Genomic DNA, 21,852 nt, shown 5'->3' with positions numbered 1-21,852 from the left:
CAGAGAACAGATCGTCAGTAGGTTTGTCTCTGCCCCCTGCTTAATCACCACGATGGTTAACCCCGGCTACTGTCTGCTCTGTAAAGCAAACAGTTAAACCTGCTCATGATTATTCTAAAGCCCACTCACCGCTTGCGCTGTACAGCGGATACCCGCAGGAATTTTATTACCGGGATTAGGCATCACTAACTGCACACGAAAGGTGCCGCTGGCTGAGTCGATGATAGGATCAACAATATTAACCTTAGCGGTAATGGCTGCTATCTCGTCTGATTCGGGTTTAATCAAGAGCGCTTGTTTAAGAGAAATTTTGCCGAAATAACTAGCCGGTAATAACAGATCCACATGCAGAGGGTCTAACGTGGCGAGAGACAAAATCGGATCGGTCGTAACGTACTCGCCTTCGTTGTTGAAACGATTAACAACTACCCCGTTAATGGGGCTGGAAACTCTGCGCAACTCAAGTTCCTGCTGCTTTAAACGTAGCTCAGACTTAGCGATGAGTACTTCAGTTTCAATTTCATCGCGCTCATTCGCGGTTAAAATATCTTCATCATACAGGTCCTTGTTGCGCTGTTGCTTTCTGGTGGCGAACTCAGCTCTTACTCTTGCTAATTGAACCGCTTCCCTTTCAACACCGGCTTTTAACTGAAATAACGACTCACCTTTTTTAGTGCTGTCTCCACGTTTCACCTGCACTTTATCAAGCACACCGGTGACCGGGGAGCTTATTTGCACCTTCTCGCTCGGCTCTAACATACAACCCAACGTGGATAAGGTTAACTCATCCGCATGGAGGCTGCCGGGCTGAGTGAACATAAGACCTGCTGCAAGCATAAACATGACGTGTTGTTTTTTCATTTTTTATCCCCGGTAAATGCCAACGTCCGCTGACGTTGGGTATCTACTTTTATGAGTTGCATACGCTGCTTGTAATGACTGCGTGAAAGTTTATTCTGGCAACTCAGCTGGATACGATAACCCAACCGATGAGGCAGCATTATCCCCGTTGTGCTAAGAGCCTTGATGAGCTTTCTCAGCAGAGGCCCTGCCATCCTTTTAACCAGTTGATCCTCTAATGATAAAATTTCACTGACAGACCCGGGGTCCCCCTGGCGCGCACTTCGACCAGCCAGCTGTCTGTCAATTCGAGCCGCATCCTGCAGCTCAGTAATGACCACATGTAAGCCGCCAGAAGCTCGCGTTTCTTCAGTCAACTTGATATCTGTTCCACGCCCAGCCATGCTGGTAGACACCATCACGGCTCCGGGGTGACCCGCGACGGCAACGATTTCAGCTTCCTCTTTATCCTGTCGCGCGTTCAATATCTTATGCTCAATAGACTCGCTAACCAGTACGTTACTGATCGCTTCCGATGATGCGACTGAATTGGTACCAATCAGTACCGCTTGCCCCTGCGCCACAAGTTCATGGGTAATCTCTGCAACCCGCTGCCACTTTTCCTGTTCAGTCAGATACACTTCACAGAATCCTTTGCGCCGTTGGCTTTTTTTCAGCAGGGGTATCGTTTCACTGCGCAGTCGATAAACATCTAACAACTCGCCTGCAACCTCGCGGACGGTGCCGGTCATACCGCATAAGTGATGATATTTCCTGAAAAAGTTCTGATAACTGATCTCGGCATTGGTTTCCCTGGGTTTGGTCAGCTCACACTTCTCTTTCATTTCGATCATTTGCTGCAGGCCTTGCCCCCAACTGCGTCCGGGCATTACACGACCGGTATACAGGTCTACAATCTGCACCGCGCCCTCGTCATCAATAATGTAGTCCCTATCGAGATGGTAGACATGCAATGCAGCCAGTGCCTGCTTCACCAACGGCTCACGATAAAAGCTACTATTCCAGAGTCCATCAAGCGGTTCGCAACACTCAACTAATAACGCATGGCCCGCCGGGGTGAGATGCACCTGAGAATTTTCATCCTGCTTAAAATGGACCTCTTTTTCATACTTGCAGGCAATATCCATGGCAGTCTTCAACAGAAGCTCTTCCCGCTGACCAAACTTTTCCTGCCCGGAAATAATCAACGGCGTTCTGGCTTCATCAATAAAAACACTATCCGCTTCGTCAACGATGGCAAAATGCAAACCGCGTAATAATAAATTATCAGACCAGGACGAATCACCCGTCAGTAACGCGGCCTGTTGAATTCGCGTCGTTTTTCTATGGGCCAGTACCAGGCGATCCTTTAAGAAATCAAACGTCAGTTCTTTATTGCTGCAATAGCATATATCGCAGGCATAGATCTCCCGCCGTTCCTGCAACTCCTTTTCATGAATAATAATCCCTACCGATAACCCTAATGCCTCATACAGCGGCAACATCTCTTCACCATCCCGCTCCGCCAGGTAATCATTAATAGTGACAACATGGACAGGAATACCGGCGAGTCCCGCCGTGGCAGCCGCCAGAGTAGCCGCCAGGGTTTTACCCTCGCCCGTGGCCATCTCAGCAATACCGCCACGCAACATCGCCAATGAGGTTCTGATTTGCGTATGGTGATGACGCATACCCAGGACGCGGCCACTGATCTCCCGGATAACGGAAAAAGCTTCAATAATAGTGGCTGTACTGATCCCTTCCAGGCGTAACTTCTGACGAATACTATCCAGCGACTGCTGCAGCTCATCAGCGGTGTAAACTTCAAGCTCGGCAGACCGTTTAAATATTGATTTCACGATACGCTCATTGCGCCGTAACAGCTTGCTGCTCAACTTATTAGAAAGCTCTTTCGACTTCTTCAAAAAGGTATCGAGACGATTACTCTCCTGCCATTTATACTCGTTACGTAAACCTGCAATAACAGGTTGTTTGCTCGCATATTCAGACACTGAAGTACTCCAGGAAAGTACGACGAACTAAGCGATAAAGCCTGTAAACGATGGCCTCAGGAGGATGCTCAAACTTCAGATGAATACGCTCGTCGACATAGACGGTGGGGAAGCGTTCAAACTCAAGCGCAACGATAAAGTACCGTCTCAGTGCCTGGGGTATATCAGAGGCGGAGGAAGGGTCCATAATAATTGTTCCACCTGCAGCTTCAGTCAGTACTCCGCTGACAGGCTCTTTTGTTGCTGCTGGAAAGACAAACCAGCTCTGCGGTACTAATTCAGTATTAAGATCAGATGTTTGCAGGGCAAAGACAGCCTCAGATCTGTCCCGAACTAACTCAATATCCGCTTCAGGCACCATGCCACGAATCGAAATATTATTATCTGTAATAACATGTCCTATCAGATCCCCACGCCTGACAAACAGACCGGGCAAGTCGGTAGGGTTTCGCAGAGACCAGATACCGTCAGCCTGAGCGTATAGGTTTAATGATGTGAGTCTTGTTTCGCTCTCTTTCAACTCCAAACTTAATCGTGACAATTGATCATCGTATATTTTTAACTGCACAGGATCGTTCCAGACACCTTGGCGTTCGGCACTTGCCTCGATGAATTGCTGTTGCAACACTAATTGTTCTTTACGCAGCTGGGGGTTTGCGCAACTGACCAGCAAATCGCCTTTATGGACAGTTGCACCCGACGGTTGATGCAATTGTTCAACAAAACAGTTCTCCTCAGCCAGTACACGACGCTGTTCGCCCATTTGCACCACACCTTCAACACTGGTGGTCAACGGCAAAGGCATCACGCATAAAAGCAGCAATACGATACCCGCAGTCACTGGAATCATCACGGTGGGGCTGCGCCGCCCGGTACGAATATCAGAGTCTTGCCACGCTTTTTTCAGCAGTTTGAAGTTCGGCACGATTAATGTGCCAACCAGGGCCCATATCGCCAGAACAATACCAATAAAGAAATATTGCTGTGCAACGAATAAAACAATGGTGACCATCAGGAACATACGATAAATGTAAGATGCCAAACCGTAAAAGAATAACCAGGCGGCTTCGCGACGATCATAAGCGGGTGACGCCAGGCCACTGACGCCAAACATAAATCGTTTAGTCAGCCATCCCCAATATTGATTGGAGCGCTGACCGAGGTTAGGAATTTCAATGAAATCTGAGAAGATGTAATAACCATCAAAGCGGAGCAACGGATTACCGTTCACCATCACGGTGGATAATCCGGCGATAAAGATAATGTTGTAAGCAATCGATTTAATCATCCCGGGCTCAGCATTCACCCAGACAAACATCGCCACCGCAGCAATAAACAGTTCAACAATAATACCGGCTGAACCGACTAAGACGCGTTGTTTCTTATCAGCAAACGCACTGGTTGACGACGCATCCACATAGGGCATAGGTAGCAGCACCAGCAGCATGACGCCTAATTCGTGAACCTCACCGCCGCCTCGTTTGACGCAATAACCGTGGCCCAGCTCATGCACGAGCTTGATGATGGGATAGACCAACCATAACAGCACCAGGTTATCCGCTGCTAACACCCTGTCAGTCACGTTAGACGTTAACTCATCCCAATGCTGACCCACCATGACCAGCATGCCAATAATCAATACACACCAGACAAGTAATGCAGGGATGGAGAATAGTGGCCTCACATATTTTTGCGTCGCCACTAAAAAACGTTCCGGATCGACCAGAGGGATTTTAATGGATAACGGCGACTTCAGCTTCGCCATCCAGCGGGTTCTTTCTGCTTCCTTTCCACGTTCAAACAGTTCACTGATATCACCACTGGTATCCATACCGACCAGGTTCGCTTGATAGAGACTGGCCAGCAGTTGCAGCATCTCTTCGTGCGTCGGCATCTCTTCACCCAGCCGCTGCGATGATAACTCCCATAGCCGGTCAATCGTCCGCTCGCCATTCATTAAGCCAACAATCAGATAAGACTGAGGCGAAAGGCGGCGCACCTGTCCGGTAACATGGTCTTCAAGGACATACCAGCGTCGCCCTCTATAGCGGTGCGCGTTGACCGTAACATGATGACGTAACCGAGGTCTCAATTCGGCAATCTGATACCAATCGCTGGAAAACAAGTTTGCACTCATGATAACCCCATGTCAGTCAGCCGATGCAAATGCACTATCCCCAGAAACGCCACAATTGAAGTTTCATCCAATCAACCATGCCCCGCGTCCAGATACTAATCAACAGGCGCTCATCAACATAGATCCGCGCCACACCTTCAAGGCCAACCCGCAACATCTCATCCCGGTTTTCAAAATTAGCTTCAACACGATACACCGTTGAACCCTCCAACACCTCAGCCATAGGATTTATGCGAGTGACGTTGAAAGAGAACTTCTGATCAGGCAGCGCAGACAGCACCAACTGACCGGTTTGCCCCTGACGGATATCGTTGATACGAAACTCATCGACATACATAGCTAAGCGGAAATCACTACGCGGCGATAATTCAAATAACACATCCCCCTGCCGTACCAGGGTGCCGATCCGCTGACTCAAATCCCCCGAAACAATCAACGCATCAAACGGAGCCTTCATGGCCGCCTGCGAGATCTGATATTCAAGCAGCTCTATTTCAGCCCGTGCCCGCTGCCCCTGGGCATTGTTGATCTGCACTTGTGTGCGTTCACTTCTGGCCAGAGCCTCTTCATACTTACGCCGGGATGTTGCTTCCTGGTTTACCCAGCTCATCAACTGCAGTCGTAATTCACGGGTATCGAGTTCTGCTAACAACTCACCCTGTTTGAGGGTATCTCCCGCCCTGAGCGTGGCTTTCTGTAAATATCCATCGTAGGGCACAACAATAGAACGTAACTCAGCCCCCTCAATCACTGCATCCGCGCTGATGTTATAACTACCCGGCATCAGGCTCAAAAAGAGGGATAAGATGAGCAGGCAAAACAGAGTCACCTTTCGGGTTAAATGCCCGGGCCCGACCAGGAGACTCAGTTGATTTTTAAAACTACGGAAAATATAGGCATACAAAGGCAAACAGGACTGGCGTTTTTCTTCAAGCACAACACCGACAAAATTAGTCAGCGCTTCTGCCGTCAGTTGTTCGTCCTTCGTGAAGGGCTGATCTGCCGGACGGTCGAAAAGCACCGCGCCATAGCAAGACTCCTTATCCACCAGCGGAATACTCATGAGTGCTCGCTGGCCTTTTTCGCTCGCTAATATACTGTGGGCATGTGTAACGCGATTATGGTCGTCCAACGCGGGCCATAAAATGGATTCTTGCTGATCGGTTGCTTCCTGCATAGCCTGGGTGGTTAATTTGACCAACTCATGCTTTTTACTGTGACCGCTACTATCTGACTCAGAATGAACCTCTAGCTCAGCATTTTTGACGAACCCCAGTACGACGCGCTCCGCATCTAAATATTGCCCCATCAGGTTAACAAAACGCAGCGCCGCATGTTCAAAATCACGCTCGCCGAGAACATGAGCAATACTATCGATAACAATATGCTGACGCTGATTATCCCTGGCAACTACACTTAACAGGTTTCGCGAAAGGCGTAACTCAAGCCATCCTGCACAATATTCAATAACCGCCAATGACTTGTGCAGTTCCGCTTCGTCTACGGCACTGAGCATCAATGTAACAACCGCTCGCAAGGTGCCATCCACAAAGACAGGGTAACTGCCAATATGATGTTTACCATCATTTAAAGGCATGATAAGCGGTTGTTTTTTCTTCAGGGTCTCTTCTGTAGCGTCCAGTAATAACTTATCCTGAACACCCTCTTCCGGCCACACAGCAACGGAGTGAAACTGTCCACTGTGCGATTCATCGGCGACGACTAATGCTACACGTACCTGCGGCAGCTGACCGCACAACCATTCCAGCCAGGTAAAGTGCCAGTTCTCATGATGGGTATCCAGCAACCCATTCAGCTGCTGAACAGAATCCGGCAACGAAGCAGTTATCACACCCATAAATAAATTCTTTTTTTATCTGTACAAATATAAAAATGCCCCGGTATGTCAAACATACCGAAGCCTTTAGAAATCAGCCAACTCTCGGCTATTTAACCTTTATTGATGCCTGCATCATCGAGGGTGCCAAAACGATTCTCATATTCGGCCACAACGCTGTTTAACAGGAGAGATAAACGCTTAGCGGCAAATGGGCTGACGATCATGCGATCGGTCAGTTCAATACCGACTTCTTTTTGACCTGCACGCCAAGCCTGGTTAGTACCAAACAATAGAGTCACCTCCTCGCGTGTGCTAGAAACATTGCATACATTAGCGTAAGTGCTGCGCATTTTGCTGTCGTCCCAACGAATAGTCGGTCCGCTTGTTTTTTTCTTTTCTACAGTATCGCCAGACATCTATATTCCCCAATGTTTTCCGTTTGAAAAATCTTATCAAAAGTCCTATTTCTGCCAGATAGAGTACTTCCGGCTGGACTGAGTTTTTCGCAAGTCTTGCAGGTCGCCCTGGATGACACTCTCTTCATCACTCAGGCGCCCCAGTCTCCAGCCTCGCTGACCTGCCACATTGGCAGCTAACAACAGTCCAACAGCCAGCGAATCCGATAGGGATGCATCTGAAGGTAGCGTGTATTCACTCTCTACATCAGCAGCATCGCCCACATACCCGCTTTCGGAATGGTTGTCCGTTGGCCCCCATACTCCATTCTGCCCTGCAGGATTATTAACCGCAGTCTCTGGGATTATGGCATCTTCTGCCGCCTCAGGTACAGCAGGCTCCTGAGATTCTTCTGCCGCAGGTGAAGAGCCGGACAGATGAGCCGAACCTCTTCTTTGCTCAACACCCAGTAATGGCAGATTGCGCAAAAATTCCTGCAGTTCACTGTCTGTCATGCGGGAAAGTTCTTCGCCATTCAGAAGCGGCATTAAGCGCAAAGCGGTATCGGTACGGAGCGGAGATACGCCAGAACGCTCTATATCCGTAAACAATCCATTCATCTGTTCGCCTATTGAACCCGAACCATTACCGTAGATATCAAACAGGCTTGAAGAGATAACTTCCCGGCCAGTCGGATCAGACACAATCAATAGAGAAGTAAAGTCAGCTGAATCCTGAATTCGGGCATAGTTCCCAAGAATAACATCGGTTATTAAACTGCCGTCGTAATAGTCAAAGCCACTACCACCGACCATAATGTCAAACCCGTCTCCGCCTGACAGCAGATCACTGGCACCAAAGGTAGGCAAGGTAGACTGGAAATCCCTCAGTCCTGCAGCAGAAATCGTAATTTCAACAAAGTCACCAAAGATCGCATCCTCGCCTGCTTCCCCGCGAATCGTGTCGGAACCTGCACCACCCAATCCAATATCGTTGCCCGCACCCAGATTTACAATATCATCTCCACCCAGACTCGGATCAACATCATTTCTGATGAATATTGCTGGCTCAGAGGTGAAGTTATAATTGAGGATACCCGTATCAGCAATGACGACGTCATTATCTGCACCGGAGTTGATGACATCGCTGCCCAAACCTGCAAAGACAACATCATCACCCGCGCCTGTGCTGATGTTGTCATCACCTGCGCCCTCATTACTGGTTATAACACTTTGCAGTGAGCCTGATTCGAATAAGACTTCACCGGTATCACCCAGAACGACATCTTTACCGCTTCCAGTCTCCACCACATCCGATCCTGCGCCAGCCAGAATAACATTATCGCCATCGCCGCTCCTGATCGTGTCAACGCCACCAAAAGGCGTTTGAGCAGTGGTTGCACTCTGGATAACATTATTTTGATAGATCAGCTCACCGGTATCGCCCAGGATCACATCAACGCCACTACCTGAGGTCACTATGTCTCGGTTAAAGCCTGCGATTACCCGGTTGACACCCTCTCCTGCATTAATAATATCCAGCCCTGTACTGGTTTCGTCTACATCGGTAGACACCAGACGTACCGCAAGGCCGTTACTGTATTCAATCAGGCCATTATCACCAAAGATATCATCATCACCAGCACCTACCGTAACCTGGTCATCGCCCTGACCCGCCAGCACAGTATTATGACCATCGGTAATGCTAATAATGTCGCCACCACCGTTGCTAATGTCAGTCGTCTGGATAGTCTGAATCACGCCATCGTTACCAATGACTATCTCGCCGTTATCCCCAACAACCCGGTCATTACCGCTTCCGCTTATAACGGTGTCATAACCCTGTCCGGCGATGACGGTGTTATCGCCTTCGCCAACATTAATAAGGTCAGATCCACCTAAGCTGGTTTCAGTACTGCTCGCGCGGGTCAGGATGCTGTTGGTATACACCAGCTCACCGTTATCGCCAAGCACAACATCTGAGCCACCATAGCTGGTGATATCATCACCACCCTGGCCGCCTATCACAATATTGTTACCCGACGTATTACCGACCTGAATATCGTCATCGCCGCCATTCGTGTTGCTGGAGCTAACCAGGGTAACCACACCCGCACTTATTGCACTAACCCCGGTATAAGTGATTGAACCCAGGTCACCCAGCACAACATTGTCACCCCTCATATCAATCACAAAGTCACCGCCTAAACCAGCAATAATGCGATCATTGCCTTCACCACCCTCAATGGTGTCAATGCCATCAGCAGAGATGTCAGTGCTGGTGATCAATACAAGGTTAGCCAACTCACTGGCCAGTAAGCCATTACCTGCGGCGTCCTGAGCCGAGCCTTCGTCACCGAAGAGGATGTCATTACCGGTTTCACCGAAGATAAAGTCATCACCGGCATTACCTCTGATAATATCGTCTTCAGACCCGCCTCTTAACGTATCGCTACCCTCGTTACCTTCTAAAGTATCGCGACCGACATTACCGTAGACAATGTCATTGCCTTCGTTGGCGTAGATACGGTCATCGCCTTCATTACCATAGAGTATGTCATCGCCCTGGCTACCGAAGATAAGGTCATTATCCTCATTTCCGTGAACGCGGATGGCCATCGTCGCAGCGCCGGCATAAATCTCATCCTCACCCGTGTTACCGAAGATATCCAGACGCCGGGCCTCACTGTCACCCAGTGGCGCCAATATCGCGTGAGCCGGGTTCAACAGATCATCCGTTGCCGTTACCGTAATGCTGTCGCTACCTTCGTTAGCATACAGCGTGGTGACGCTAACGCCTTCAAGGTAGAGACTATCAATCGCTATCTGGTCTGCACCTTTACCGGCCCAGACAACCAAATCGTTATTGAAGTTACCGTTAGTGGCCGTGTAGGTAATATCCCCTGCAGCCATACCGACGATAGTGCCATCACTTAACGTGGCGTTATCCGCATCGGTGTCATCGAAGTCACTGATGTAGAGTGCGTTAGCATCGCTGCCGGCATCGATATTCAATCGGCCGTTAATACCATCCAATGTCCCGTGAGCAGTATCCTGGTTGGTCAAATCGCCGTTAGCATCACTGGTGATGTAGATTGAATCTTCACCCGCAAAGGTATTGATACTGGTTTCAGTGTCCTGATGCGTCGACAGCACATTGACGGTATCGCTACCGCTGCCCAGATTAATATCAAGCTGACCAATGTTGTAATAGTTGATACCGTCCATTCGGGTTTCAAAGGCCGCATCACCGATCACATTGGTAATTTCAACATCAGCATATGCCCCCTGGAACTGAATCAGCCACTCATCACCCACCCGGGTTACCGAAATATTGTCGGTGTAAGGCAGGTAGTCCTGCTGGTCTGACAAGTCGTCGTTTACAAACGCAGCAGGCTTGTTATTCGGGTTCAATATTGGGCGCAACGCTTCAATGATTTCCGCCCGGGTTGCGGTTACCGGAATTGACGCGGTTAACTGGCCCAGAATTTCTAACTGATAAGCGCCGGTTGATGCCGGAGTCAGTGTTTGAATCCGGCCGGTTTGCGCGGTCAGAGCCCCCTCTCTGAGGGTACTGGTTTTAACCTCAACGGTGGCGTCAACAGCTGCGTTGAGCCCCATTATATCGGTAATTTGCAACTGTGGGACAGACTCGCCAGCCAATTCACCACCAAAGGTGATGATGAAGGTATAGCCATTAACGATCTCCTGGCGTTCCACCACCAGACCAGGCCCCGCATTGAAGTGAGCCTTCAGTGCAGTCAGCAGAGTCGCTTCTTCAAGATCAGCAATGGCGATCGCCACACCATCGATATCGAGCATGTAATTACCCGAAACTGCACGAATGTAGAGCGATTGCACCTCTGCCAGTGACGGCATATCCAATCCCGTAATACTGTCGTAGGTAACGAACATTTCATTACTATCGGCATCACCAGAATCATTCACAATCAACTGATTATTGCCAGCGCCACCATCAACCACCAGCAATGCTGCGATCTCATCGGCTAACTGTTGCTCGCTTCCCACGGTAATAATATCGTCGTCATCACCGGTTTTCAGGGTCAGAGCGCCCGCGACGGTTTCAACGGCAATCAGGTCATCTCCCCCATGGGTATCAATCGTCGTACTGCCTGTATGAGTAGACTTTATTGTCAGATCATCAACACCTTCACCCAACTCGATTGAAAGCGCTTCAATATTGGCATAACGAATACCACCGGGGATCTCTTCATCACCCAACTTAATGCTGTCACCCATACCAAAGCCGGTAATACTGTCAGCCGTTGAGGTACCGCTTTCAGCAGCAGGGCTGGCACCGTTATACAGGTTGAGCACATCCACCTGAGTCTCTTCTGTCACCCGGGTGTTCATGTTGACCGGGTTTATATAATAGTCCCGTGCCGTTGGCACAGTACCACTTGGCCAATCCCCCACTAAGGTGAACGTCTGACCATTTTGAGATTCAATCTCCATGGTGACGGTTTCGCCGGTGGCGTTATCAACCACTACCAGTTCAAACAGACCGTTCTCAAGGTCCAGATTGAAACCTGGTTTGTGGGTAAAGGTGTCTTTATCCCAGTACTCAGCGGCGCTGTCTGTTACCTCAATTTTGCCGCCCACATTCGCAATCGACGTGAGCGTTCCTTCGGTTTTATACCAGTTATGCTCCTCTGGTAATAAAAGTGGGTTATTAAGGGTCTGCCCGGCACTATCAACCAAACCACCATCGATAGAGATCGGCCCGCGAATGCTATTGAGACGTTCACCTAAGGGGGCAAATACCTGCGCATCGCCACCATCGATAATGTTGTCATCAACGGCTGACAGGGTAATGGTCTGAATGTCATCCCAGGCCACCTGCCCCGCACCAGGCGTACCCGCCACAAAGGTGATGCTCGAGGTACCCGGATTAACCTGAACCAGGTTGTGCTCGGCGGTTTTACCGTCCTCGAAAGCGAAGTTACTGTGATACGTACGGGTTTCAATTCCGGCAAAATCAACGGTAAGCAGATCGGGCACCAGCAAACCGGTGACCGGGTCAAGAACCATTGGCGCACCGGACAGAACCACCTGATAGGAGTCATCCTGCCAGGTTTGATCGACATAACCATCCACGTCAGTCATCAGATAACTGACCTCGAACCGATCACCTGCACTCAGGCTCAGACTCGACACCAGGTTTGCCCCGTGACGCTGGGCATATTCAGCGTAGTTCGCATCAGCCAGTACACCGGCAGCATCCTTAAACCGATAGGTATCGGTCAGCGCATCATAACTCTCAATAATCGCGACTTTCCCGGCATTGGCTCCGCTGGTTACCTTCAGTAACATGCCATCCATTTTCACATAGTTGCTGTCCGTCGCATGGCCATCGAGTGAGATATTCAGCTTATAGTTCTCTGTCATCCCCTCCAGAGAGTTTATTGAAGAGGTCTTACTGTCGTAGGTGACCGTCGTGCTGGTAGAGCTACTAAACAAAGATTGCTTTAAGGTCGACACTTCCGTGCGCACGTTAGTATCGGTGGTGTAGGTAACCGAATAGCCCACTTCGACACGATAGGTGCCTTTATTGGCAAACAGGAATTCCAGCATAGGGTCCTGCTTACTGCTGCTGCCGTTATCCGCCAACCAGCTAAAGTCTTTGTCATAGGTCATCTCGGTGCCGTTAACGGCCCCGGATGTCATGTCAAACACTTTCATGTACGGCACATAAGACTCTGTGGAAGTCACTTGTGTTTCCACCACACGCAGGGTCGTGGTGGCCCCCGTCAGGATATTACCTGAAGATGACAACGATTTACTGCTGGTGATGTTCGTAGTGACATCACTATAGGCATGACCATAATCGATATCGAACAGGCCCTGGACCTGAGTCTTACGCCCATTGGAAATAAGCGCATCATCGATGTTGTTATTAACCAACACCTGATGACCGGTTGCGGTAGCACTGTCACTCAGCCCCGCCGCATAAAGCTGGCTCATCAAACCGTCGGCAACGATGTCATTGATCGGATCAGCGGCATCGATATCGTTCTGACTCACGATATGGGTGTAAGTGATGCCGTTGACTGTAATCGACCACGTATCCCCCACGGCAGGTGAGGCATCAGAATCAATATCCAGTGCGTACAGATCCCAACGATCCCGGCTATCTGCCTGTGGCAGATTGACAGCTTCATTGTTTTCAATCGTCAGGCTGGCTGAGACACTAGTCTCGTCATCAGCGACAAACACTAAGGCGCCCGCATCGACGGTCACCGTAATGCCCGCCAGTCCATTGGTCAGTGCTGTGGCAACACCCGCTAATCCACCGGTTGCTCCGGCGGTACCATAAATCGTCGACAATGAACTGCCGGTGTAGGCCACGTCATTATCATTAGAGTCCTTAACCGCTATGGTCCAGACATCGCTGCTGCTGTGGCTGTATCCGGCATCAATGGTTAAAGTCTGAGAGTAAACCGTCACATTGGCACTGCTGCGAGAAGCTTCAGTGTTTTCAGTCACCACGGCATTCAAGGTCAGACCCGGACTGGTGGTACCGCTATCACGGGTTATCCTCAGGGTATTGTCTGCTGCCACATAATCAGCGGTATAAGCGCCAGATGTCAGCTGCGCGGCCAGATCTGCGCCAACAACATCCAGTTCAGCATCGGTCGTTGGGGCAGTGGCGTTGCTGGCCACGGTTGTTGAGCCTGCCAGAACACGCCAGTTTTCAGCCGTAAGCGAACTATCCAGAACCAGTTTTTGCTGAACGACGTCATTTGAATCTGAGAAACGAGCGTCCGAAGTAGTCATACCGTTGCCGTCTGTACGTTGCACGACAAACGAAGTACTCGTACCACCGGCATAGATAATGGTGTAGTCACCATTTAACTTAGTGTCCAGTTGAGCCTGGATGGTATTAGTGATCTCAGCCAATGTTGGCGGAGTATCGGTACCGGTATAACTACTAGTGTACTCAGCCGTTTGACCATCGACCGTCACAGACCAGGTGCGATTGTTTGCAACGCCTGTATTGATGGTGAACTCACGCTCAATTAACTGGGTAGAACCTGCATCAACAGCACGATCATCGACCACGCTAACGCTGATCACCTTACTGGCATCGTCAGTAATGGTCAGGGTTTCACTGGCATTGTCATACTTGATCCGATAGTCCTGTCCCAACACTGCTTTCACAGCGCCAACCATACCAGCACCCACCGTGTTGAGGTTATTAGCACCGGAAGACTTATCAAAGGTGTAATCCTGACCATCGATGGTGACGACCCAGTCCTGCCCATTAGCAATGCCAAATGAAGGTGCCTTCAGAACCAGATTGGTTTGCTTCAGCGCGGTGGATGTTTGCACCGCAGAGTAAGCCGTTTCATGGGTGATCGACAACTTAAAGCCGTTCTCGGCATTGGTGATCACGACATCGTCGGGTGAACTACCTTTAGCGGCACTAAAGAAGCTATCCAGCCCGGTATTGGCAGCTTTCAGCTTATTCAGTAGTGCCGTAGCAACATCAGCACCACTGGTGCTCGCAGCCTCCACGTCATAGATTTCACCGGAGACAGTGACATGCCAGCGATCACCCACAGTAACGGCAGCAGGGAAATTAATACCCGCGGAGGTGTACCAACCGCCTGTACTGCCGGCGTCAGAGTCACCGGTATTAACAGACCCGGCAGGGCTGAACAGCATCTCATCGGTAACTTCAAAGAGGTAGCTATCGGTTTTATCTGAGCCACCGCCTTCAATGGTAATATGCGACATAGAATCGTTAATTGCCCCTCCCACTTCGGTGTTGCCGATCAGGATGTTAGGCTCCGAATACCAGCCCTTATTGTCACCACCCGTACCGAGGACGCCATCAGTGTCACTGATGACCTGGCCACCGGTGCCGTTAGCGAAGCCGGTTTCATCTTCAACTTCAAGCAGCGGTGACTGAGTGAAATCAAACTCCGTGGTAACCTGCTGCGGCAAACTGAGATGCAACTTATAATCGGTACCTTCAGGCACACCTTCCCATACCGGGCTGACGCGATTGGTATTGCCTTCAACCTCAACAAAGTAGGTGCCCGCTTCGGTGATTTTGTAATTAATGTAGCTGTTGTTGTAATAGGTAGCGGGCAGAACCGACGTTTTCCCCTGATCCAGTTTCAACAGATTGGTTTTGCTCTGCCAATAGACGCTGTCACCATAGGCATAATCCGAATCCACATCCGCCCAGAAATCAATCCCGGCAGCCCCCGCAGCATCAATCATCGGCTGGGTAACAGTGAATTTGAAGTAATCTTTCGAGCCATCGCCACGACCATTAACGGTGATGTGCGGTGCGGCTTTAGAGTTTGAAATAGTTGGATCAGTGGCAGTAGTCCAGCGCGCGGCACTCAGATCCTGAGCCGACTTAACGGTGTCGTTGCCTTGCAACTCTTCCACCTCAGCCAACCCAAAGCTCGCCCGGGCCGAACCGCCGGTACTGTTCACCAGCACCATGCCTTCGCCTAACACCGCCTCAGCACCGGTTTCAGTCACCTGTGCGCGACCATCCTGTTGAAGTATTAGCAAGGTTGGAGATTCATCATCGGCAATGGTGACGTCGACCACACCCATAGCCAGACCATCGTAATACGGGTCAGCACTGGTTACTGTATGGCTTAAACGACCATAATGAATACCTTCAACATCTGTATCATCGATAGCGGTGAAGGTAACAGTCTGAGCTTTGTACCAATCGCTCGGCGTGAAAGTCAGCTCTGTTACACCGCCCGTTGATAACTGCCCGTCACTCGCTATGGTGATGGTCACGTTAGCCGATGGTTGATGACTTAACATCAGTTCATAGCTATCACTACGCAGAGAGGCGACCGCTTCAGCCACCAGCGGCTCACTGCTGCTCTTAGCAATCAGGACCGTCGGGGACACTGAACGCACATCAATGCTACCCATCACCTGCCCGCTATAGAAGGCATCATTGGTGATCACTAAGTGGGAGATCAAACCATCCGGCTCACCACCATTCGCGTCACTGTAGGAGACGATTTGTGGCCCCCAGTCCGCTGCAGTGAAGGTTAAAACGGTTTTATCCGTCACCATCGAATCAGGCGCATCAATTTCAATTTTAACGTCCGCCGTTGGCGCCTGGGATAACGCTACCTGGTAGCGATTATTGCTCATCAGGGTCACGGTAACATCAGGATTATCATCAATCACTTTATGGGACGTCAGATCATCATCCACGACTTCTGCTGAAACCTGGCTTACCAGAATACGATCATATCCATCGCCATCCTGATCGGTATCACCCTCCTGAACCGCATGGCGGATCACCACATTACGCACACCTTCAGCCAGATCATCATCCGGAGCGGTAACGGTGACCAACTGCGGAATAAACCAGTTGGTGCGATCAAATAGCAACGTGGTGGTGTCTTCGCTGCCATTCAGCGCAACACCTTTGCCGCCCTGTTTCAATTCCAGTTCAGTGGCCAGCACCGCACTCGCGGTTACCCGCACAACATCCTGCGGTGCCCTGGTTAAAACCACTTCATAGGTATTATTGGTTTTATTGCGATCGGCTAAGACAACGCCCGCGCCCTTTTCATAGGTGCGTATCGATGAACCAACCGGGCGAACAATAACGCCAGCTTCATCATCATCCATCACATTGGCAGAGATGGTTTTAGTCAGTGCCTGGAAGCGCGCATCACCGGTGGTTAAGGTGTGCTCCAGCAAGCCACTGTGGCCCTGCAGATCATCCGCAACCACGGTAACCGGTTTGCCATCATTACCACCCGCGGTATTAAAGGTGTCACTGCCTAAGCCACCGATCAGGTTCAGATCCAGGTTTTCACTGGTACTGTAAACATAGAAGTTATCGTTGCCTTCCATGCCATTAATAATTAATCGTTCAATCCCTTCAAAGCCGATGAAGCGACCGGCACCGTAAACCCCCTCCTCGGTAATCACATAATCATCGCCGAACTCGGTACCCAGAATCGTCACGGTATCCAGGCCATCACCACCCCGTATATTCACCGGAGCATTCATCGCGTAGTTGATGAAGTCAGCCCCCTGACCACCATTGATGTTGGTAACCGGGGCGTTTTCATCGTCAGGATCTACCAGAACGAAACTGCGAACCAGGAAAGTATCGTTATCTTCATCACCGTTCAGATCAACAGACGCAACGTTGCGATAGACAACAAAACTATCCTCACCGATGCCACCGTTAAGCGACGCATCGTAGCTAATACCGTTACTGATATATCCCTGCGTCACCAGGGTCGTATCAAAATAGTCTTCCGGCTTCAGGCCAGACTCAACATTGTTTCTGGCTGAATTGAATACCTGCCCTACCTGGAAAGTATCGTCACCGGCATCACCATAAACTGACATCTTCGCGGTAGTGTCATCGAAAGTGAAGCTGTCATTCCCAGCACGGCCATAGACGTTGATTTCGTCATTGCTATCAATGTTGTAATTAACACGCTGGACAGGCGCACCGACCACGGTATTCCCCTCGGCATCGACCTGCAGGGCGAAAATACTATCCGGACGGAACAGGAAGCTATCCGCCTGATCAGTACCCTGAATCGCAACCCGGTCAAAACCGGTATCAGTGGCATCGTCATCGATACTGATAACGGATTCACCTTCACTGGCCAGGCCAATGTAATACCAGTCAGAACCCGCTTCGCCACGCAATACCAGCTCACCACCTATTCCATCGAGGTTGGTTTGCAGATCGCGGGCGTTGTAATTAACCCGAATCGTGTCATCGTCAGCCCCCGCATTAACTTCAGCGTAGGCCCCGGTATCCGACAGAGTGATGAAATCATTACCCGCTCCCGTATTTAACTCAATGTTCGCCGCGCCTGCGGCTGAAACAAAGAGTTTATCGCCACCAGCACCGGTGTTAACCGTAATGTCGGTTGCGTGGTGCAGGCTTTCGATCGCGACGTTATCAACGACAACCTGAGTGTTGTCATTAGAGTCATTGGCATTCAGGTTGAGAACGACATCTTCAACACCGACCATACGCACAGCGTATTGCCCTAAACCTTGCAGCGTATCGAACGATACAACGTTCTCTACCACGCCTTTACCGGTCACGAACTCATCGGTGACCACCAACGTTTCGTTGATCGTCATGATAATTTCTACCGACTCAGCTAAATAGAAGCCATAGTCGTCCTGCACGCCATTAATATTAATCTCGTGATCCACGGCCTGGCCATTGATATCACGGGTAATAATTAAGCCGTCAAGCAAGGGGGCTTCGACATCGGTGCGCAGCGCCTGGCCACCATCCAGGGTTTCGATCAGGAGAGTGACGTTAGCATCATTAAATTCAAGATCGCCTATGGCACTCTGACCCACCGCAACAGCATAAGCTTTCCAGTTATCAGCCGTCAGATAAACACCGTCATCTAAGGTATTACTGGCCGCAACATCATTGGCCCCGCTATCCTGATTAAAACGACGCAGCGCGACCGCTTCCAGAATGACTTCGTGACTGGCACCGACACCATAGTAGGAATAGCTGTAGTAAGAGTGATCCAGGTTATCAACGATCTCTGAATACATATTATTAAGAAGAATCTCTTTACCACGGGTGGCATCGGTATTACCAACAGTACCGCTGACCCAATTAACACCCTGTACACCCGAGGTATCACCCACGGTGTAATTGATCGCCAGAATCTCACGGGTATCAATCTCACGCACAACGTTGTAGTTGGTTTTACCCGCCGTACTATCAGCCTGCGGGCCATCACCCCAGCCATTGTCATTACGGGTGAGTGCCTGAACATCATCGGCGTCAGGGTCTAAACGACCCACATAGTCGCCCAGAGACGCATTCCAGTCATACGCCGCATCCCAGGTAGCGTCATCCCAGATGTTCTGAGAGTACTCATAGCTCGTTGAGCGAATCGATGTATCCAGCTGCGTCTGCTTATACACTCTAAGAGCGGAGTCAGAGGCAATGTCGTAGACTCTGCCGCCCGGCAAACTGCCATCTTTAAGCTGTTCACGTACGCCGGACAGATCCAGATAGCTTCTCAAACCTTCAAGTCGAGCAATAACATCAGTCTTCAGGCCAGAAGAAGGTATTTCATCCAGCATGGGGTCAATCAGCAAGGCATCCAATACATCGAGAGCGAAATCATAGGTGCTGATCAGGTTTTCGCCCATCAACTGCAAACCACGCTTCACAAAACCATCGAGGCGCTCGATAAAAGTAGTATCCGAGACAACTGGGTTTGAATTAGCCAACGCAGTGACAGCGGTTTGCAATGGGTTGAGGTACTGGAGTGCTGTAAATTCCTCGACCAGCAGGTCTTTAGACAACGTTACGCTGGCCTCAGCGACATCACCGTTCAGCAGATCATCGAGAACACCCACCTGGGTATCTTTATGCGCCCGGACTAAAGCGCTCTTCAAATCATCCGGCGTAAAGCCGGTGCCGTCGGTCAGCTCGGCTAATTTGGTGAGATTAAAGTCAAAATCAACTGTTTCTAGTTCTTGTTTCTCTAAAGTAATGTCCAGGCCTGAAGTATCTCTGGCATTCACGGTAACCGTATCGGTATCCGCTCCGCCCACGACACGGACTAAACCGGCAATCCGCGACATATCGTAGTTCTCGGGCAGTACTTTAAGCACGCTACGCTCAGGCAGATTGTCAAACTTATACGCTGCAGTGCCGGTAATTTCATCGGCGCTATAATTCTGAACGACGTTAATCGTTGTATCGCTTTCCTTCTTCGCCTCAACATCGTAGAACAGCGAGATCATATCCCAGAACATATCTTTACCGGGTGTTGATCCGGCAACACCAACGCGGTCATATGAAGCGTATTTTTCATCGCCTACACCAGTCACGCCCCCCCAGGGAGTGGTATAGGTGTAGTGATGCGTGCCAAAGAACCAGTAACTCGCCTGATGATAAACAGGCACACTGCGCACATAGACATCAAGCAAATACAGATCCGGGTCGTAACCCCAATTATCAATCTCAGGGTCGCTATTAGACGAGCCCAGACGAACCCCATCACTTTGGATAATACTGCCGGTAACCGTCTGGCCTATTACCCAGTTTAAATAAGTGCCGAAGAAAACATCATCAAGCGCAATTTTGCCCGCATTGATAGATCCGCTATCAGCGAGACTATTGAACAGATCAAAATCAATCTCATCGGGCAATTTAGGCGCGACGATAGTGCGACCACCGGGTTTACCCTCCAGGGCAACGTCGGTGGCGAAATAGTCCTCCCAATCGCCATCAGGATAGTTTTGTCCCCACTCCTGACCTGCGAAGTTCAAAGCCTCTTCCAGCAAGTTGGTATTTTGAACGTAAGCATCAACTGCGGCGGTATTGTCCTGGCGAACATTGAACGTCCAGTTGCCGTAGTTTTTCCTTTCGAGACTGGACAGGCTGACACCATTCACGGGGTTGTAGCGTGCCCGTTCAACGCCCTGAGCGAAGAGTTTTAAGGCAACCGTTAAGTTCGCCTCAAACAGACGCCAGTGGGCCTCGTCAATCACCGGATTGGCATCTGCCTTCACCCATTTCTGGAAGAAGGCTTCCCAGGCGGCGGCGTCAAAACTGTTTTCCAGCTTCGTGAAGACAACCTTATTATTAGTGATATTTTGCGCATCAAGCACGTCATCAAGGATATTCTGCTCAACCGTATAGGTGGCATTGGATTCAGGATAAGTAACGTTAAACGTTCCAGCTGCACCTCCATAATTGATGTGGTCATTGCCGGACCCCAGACTCAGCAACAGGGTGATATCGGCATTCAAACCATACAGGTTGATGACATCTTCACCTGCGCCGGTCAGCAGGGCCAGACGTTCGATCCCCTTAACACCTTCGACTTTAAGGCCTGCACCGTAAATGTACTGTTTATCATTTTCATCGGTGAAGATATTAAACTCATCGCCAAGACGGGTGCCTGACAGAATCAGGGTATCGAAACCTGAGCCACCAAAAATAGATACGCGATTATTTTGCACGTAGTTAATCATGGTGTCTTTTTCATCTTCGGCGGTAAGATTATTCTCATCGCCAGCGCCAGCCACAATACCGCCACCACCGGTGTCACTGGCGGTACTGGTAGACGCTATTCCACTTTGTAAGTGAGATTTCAGGAAGAAGGTATCGTCATCGGCCTCACCATATAAAGACAACTGGCCAATGTTATGGTTGACCTCAAAATAGTCGTCACCGATTCCGCCATAGAAGAAACTATTATTATTTACACCATCGGTAATACCGTTGCGGCCTTTGACCACTTCGATCAGCTCACCATGGCCATCATCCACGAAGTGGGTTTCGATAACACGGCCGATCAGGAAGTTATCATCACCGGCATCACCAGAGACATTCAGCGAAGCCATGCTGCCATCGACAACGAAGGTATCGTTGCCACCGCCACCATGAACAGACACAGTGCCAAGGCCTTCGTTGTAATAAACCCGTTGATAGAACTCAGGGTCTGCCATTGAGATTGACGGGGTAGTGCTGGCGATCGCATCGGCAATATCAACCGGCTTATTGATCAGTGCAGCGTTGCTCGACTGTAATAGATGGAAGTTGCCCTGGACATCCTGTACTGCACCCTTAAACGTTAC

General features: G+C 49.9%; 6 protein-coding genes (1 of these 6 cut by a window edge). All 6 read right to left on the bottom strand.

The genetic code is table 11. The features are described from left to right. Positions 1–114: 114 nt before the first annotated feature. Positions 115–861 carry an efflux RND transporter periplasmic adaptor subunit gene (locus tag Q0499_RS03380; RefSeq protein WP_299196033.1) on the bottom strand — a complete coding sequence of 249 codons (747 nt, stop codon included), beginning with the start codon at positions 859–861 and terminating at the stop codon, positions 115–117. Continuing rightward, on the bottom strand, positions 858–2,852 hold the full coding sequence (locus Q0499_RS03375; protein WP_299196032.1) for a prepilin peptidase: 1,995 nt from the start codon (positions 2,850–2,852) through the stop codon (positions 858–860). Before Q0499_RS03375 ends, Q0499_RS03380 begins: the two co-directional genes overlap by 4 nt. Then, positions 2,845–4,989, bottom strand: coding sequence for a peptidase M50 (locus Q0499_RS03370; RefSeq protein ID WP_299196031.1), 2,145 nt, complete (start codon positions 4,987–4,989; stop codon positions 2,845–2,847). Before Q0499_RS03370 ends, Q0499_RS03375 begins: the two co-directional genes overlap by 8 nt. Before the next feature lie 34 nt (positions 4,990–5,023). After that, positions 5,024–6,847 (bottom strand): HlyD family efflux transporter periplasmic adaptor subunit, encoded by a 1,824-nt coding sequence (locus Q0499_RS03365; RefSeq protein ID WP_299196030.1) that lies wholly within the window; start codon positions 6,845–6,847, stop codon positions 5,024–5,026. A gap of 92 nt (positions 6,848–6,939) precedes the next feature. Further along, positions 6,940–7,245, bottom strand: a complete 306-nt coding sequence (locus Q0499_RS03360; RefSeq protein WP_299196029.1) for a DUF3467 domain-containing protein — start codon at positions 7,243–7,245, stop codon at positions 6,940–6,942. 45 nt (positions 7,246–7,290) lie between these two features. Further along, positions 7,291–21,852 carry the 3' portion of a DUF4347 domain-containing protein gene (locus tag Q0499_RS03355; protein ID WP_299196028.1) on the bottom strand. The gene runs 23,748 nt beyond the window's last position, so 14,562 of the gene's 38,310 nt are visible here — the last part of the coding sequence; its start codon lies off the right edge, out of view; it ends in the stop codon at positions 7,291–7,293.

The sequence above is a fragment of the uncultured Amphritea sp. genome, assembly GCF_937127095.1.
Taxonomy (GTDB): domain Bacteria; phylum Pseudomonadota; class Gammaproteobacteria; order Pseudomonadales; family Balneatricaceae; genus Amphritea.
This window is presented reverse-complemented; position numbering and strand designations above follow the sequence as displayed.

Excerpts from the sequence above, each read along its gene's own strand:
- Q0499_RS03365 (WP_299196030.1), bottom strand. The coding sequence starts at position 6,847 with ATGGGTGTGATAACTGCTTCGTTGCCGGATTCTGTTCAGCAGCTGAAT.
- Q0499_RS03360 (WP_299196029.1), bottom strand. The coding sequence starts at position 7,245 with ATGTCTGGCGATACTGTAGAAAAGAAAAAAACAAGCGGACCGACTATT.
- Q0499_RS03370 (WP_299196031.1), bottom strand. The coding sequence starts at position 4,989 with ATGAGTGCAAACTTGTTTTCCAGCGATTGGTATCAGATTGCCGAATTG.
- Q0499_RS03380 (WP_299196033.1), bottom strand. The coding sequence starts at position 861 with ATGAAAAAACAACACGTCATGTTTATGCTTGCAGCAGGTCTTATGTTC.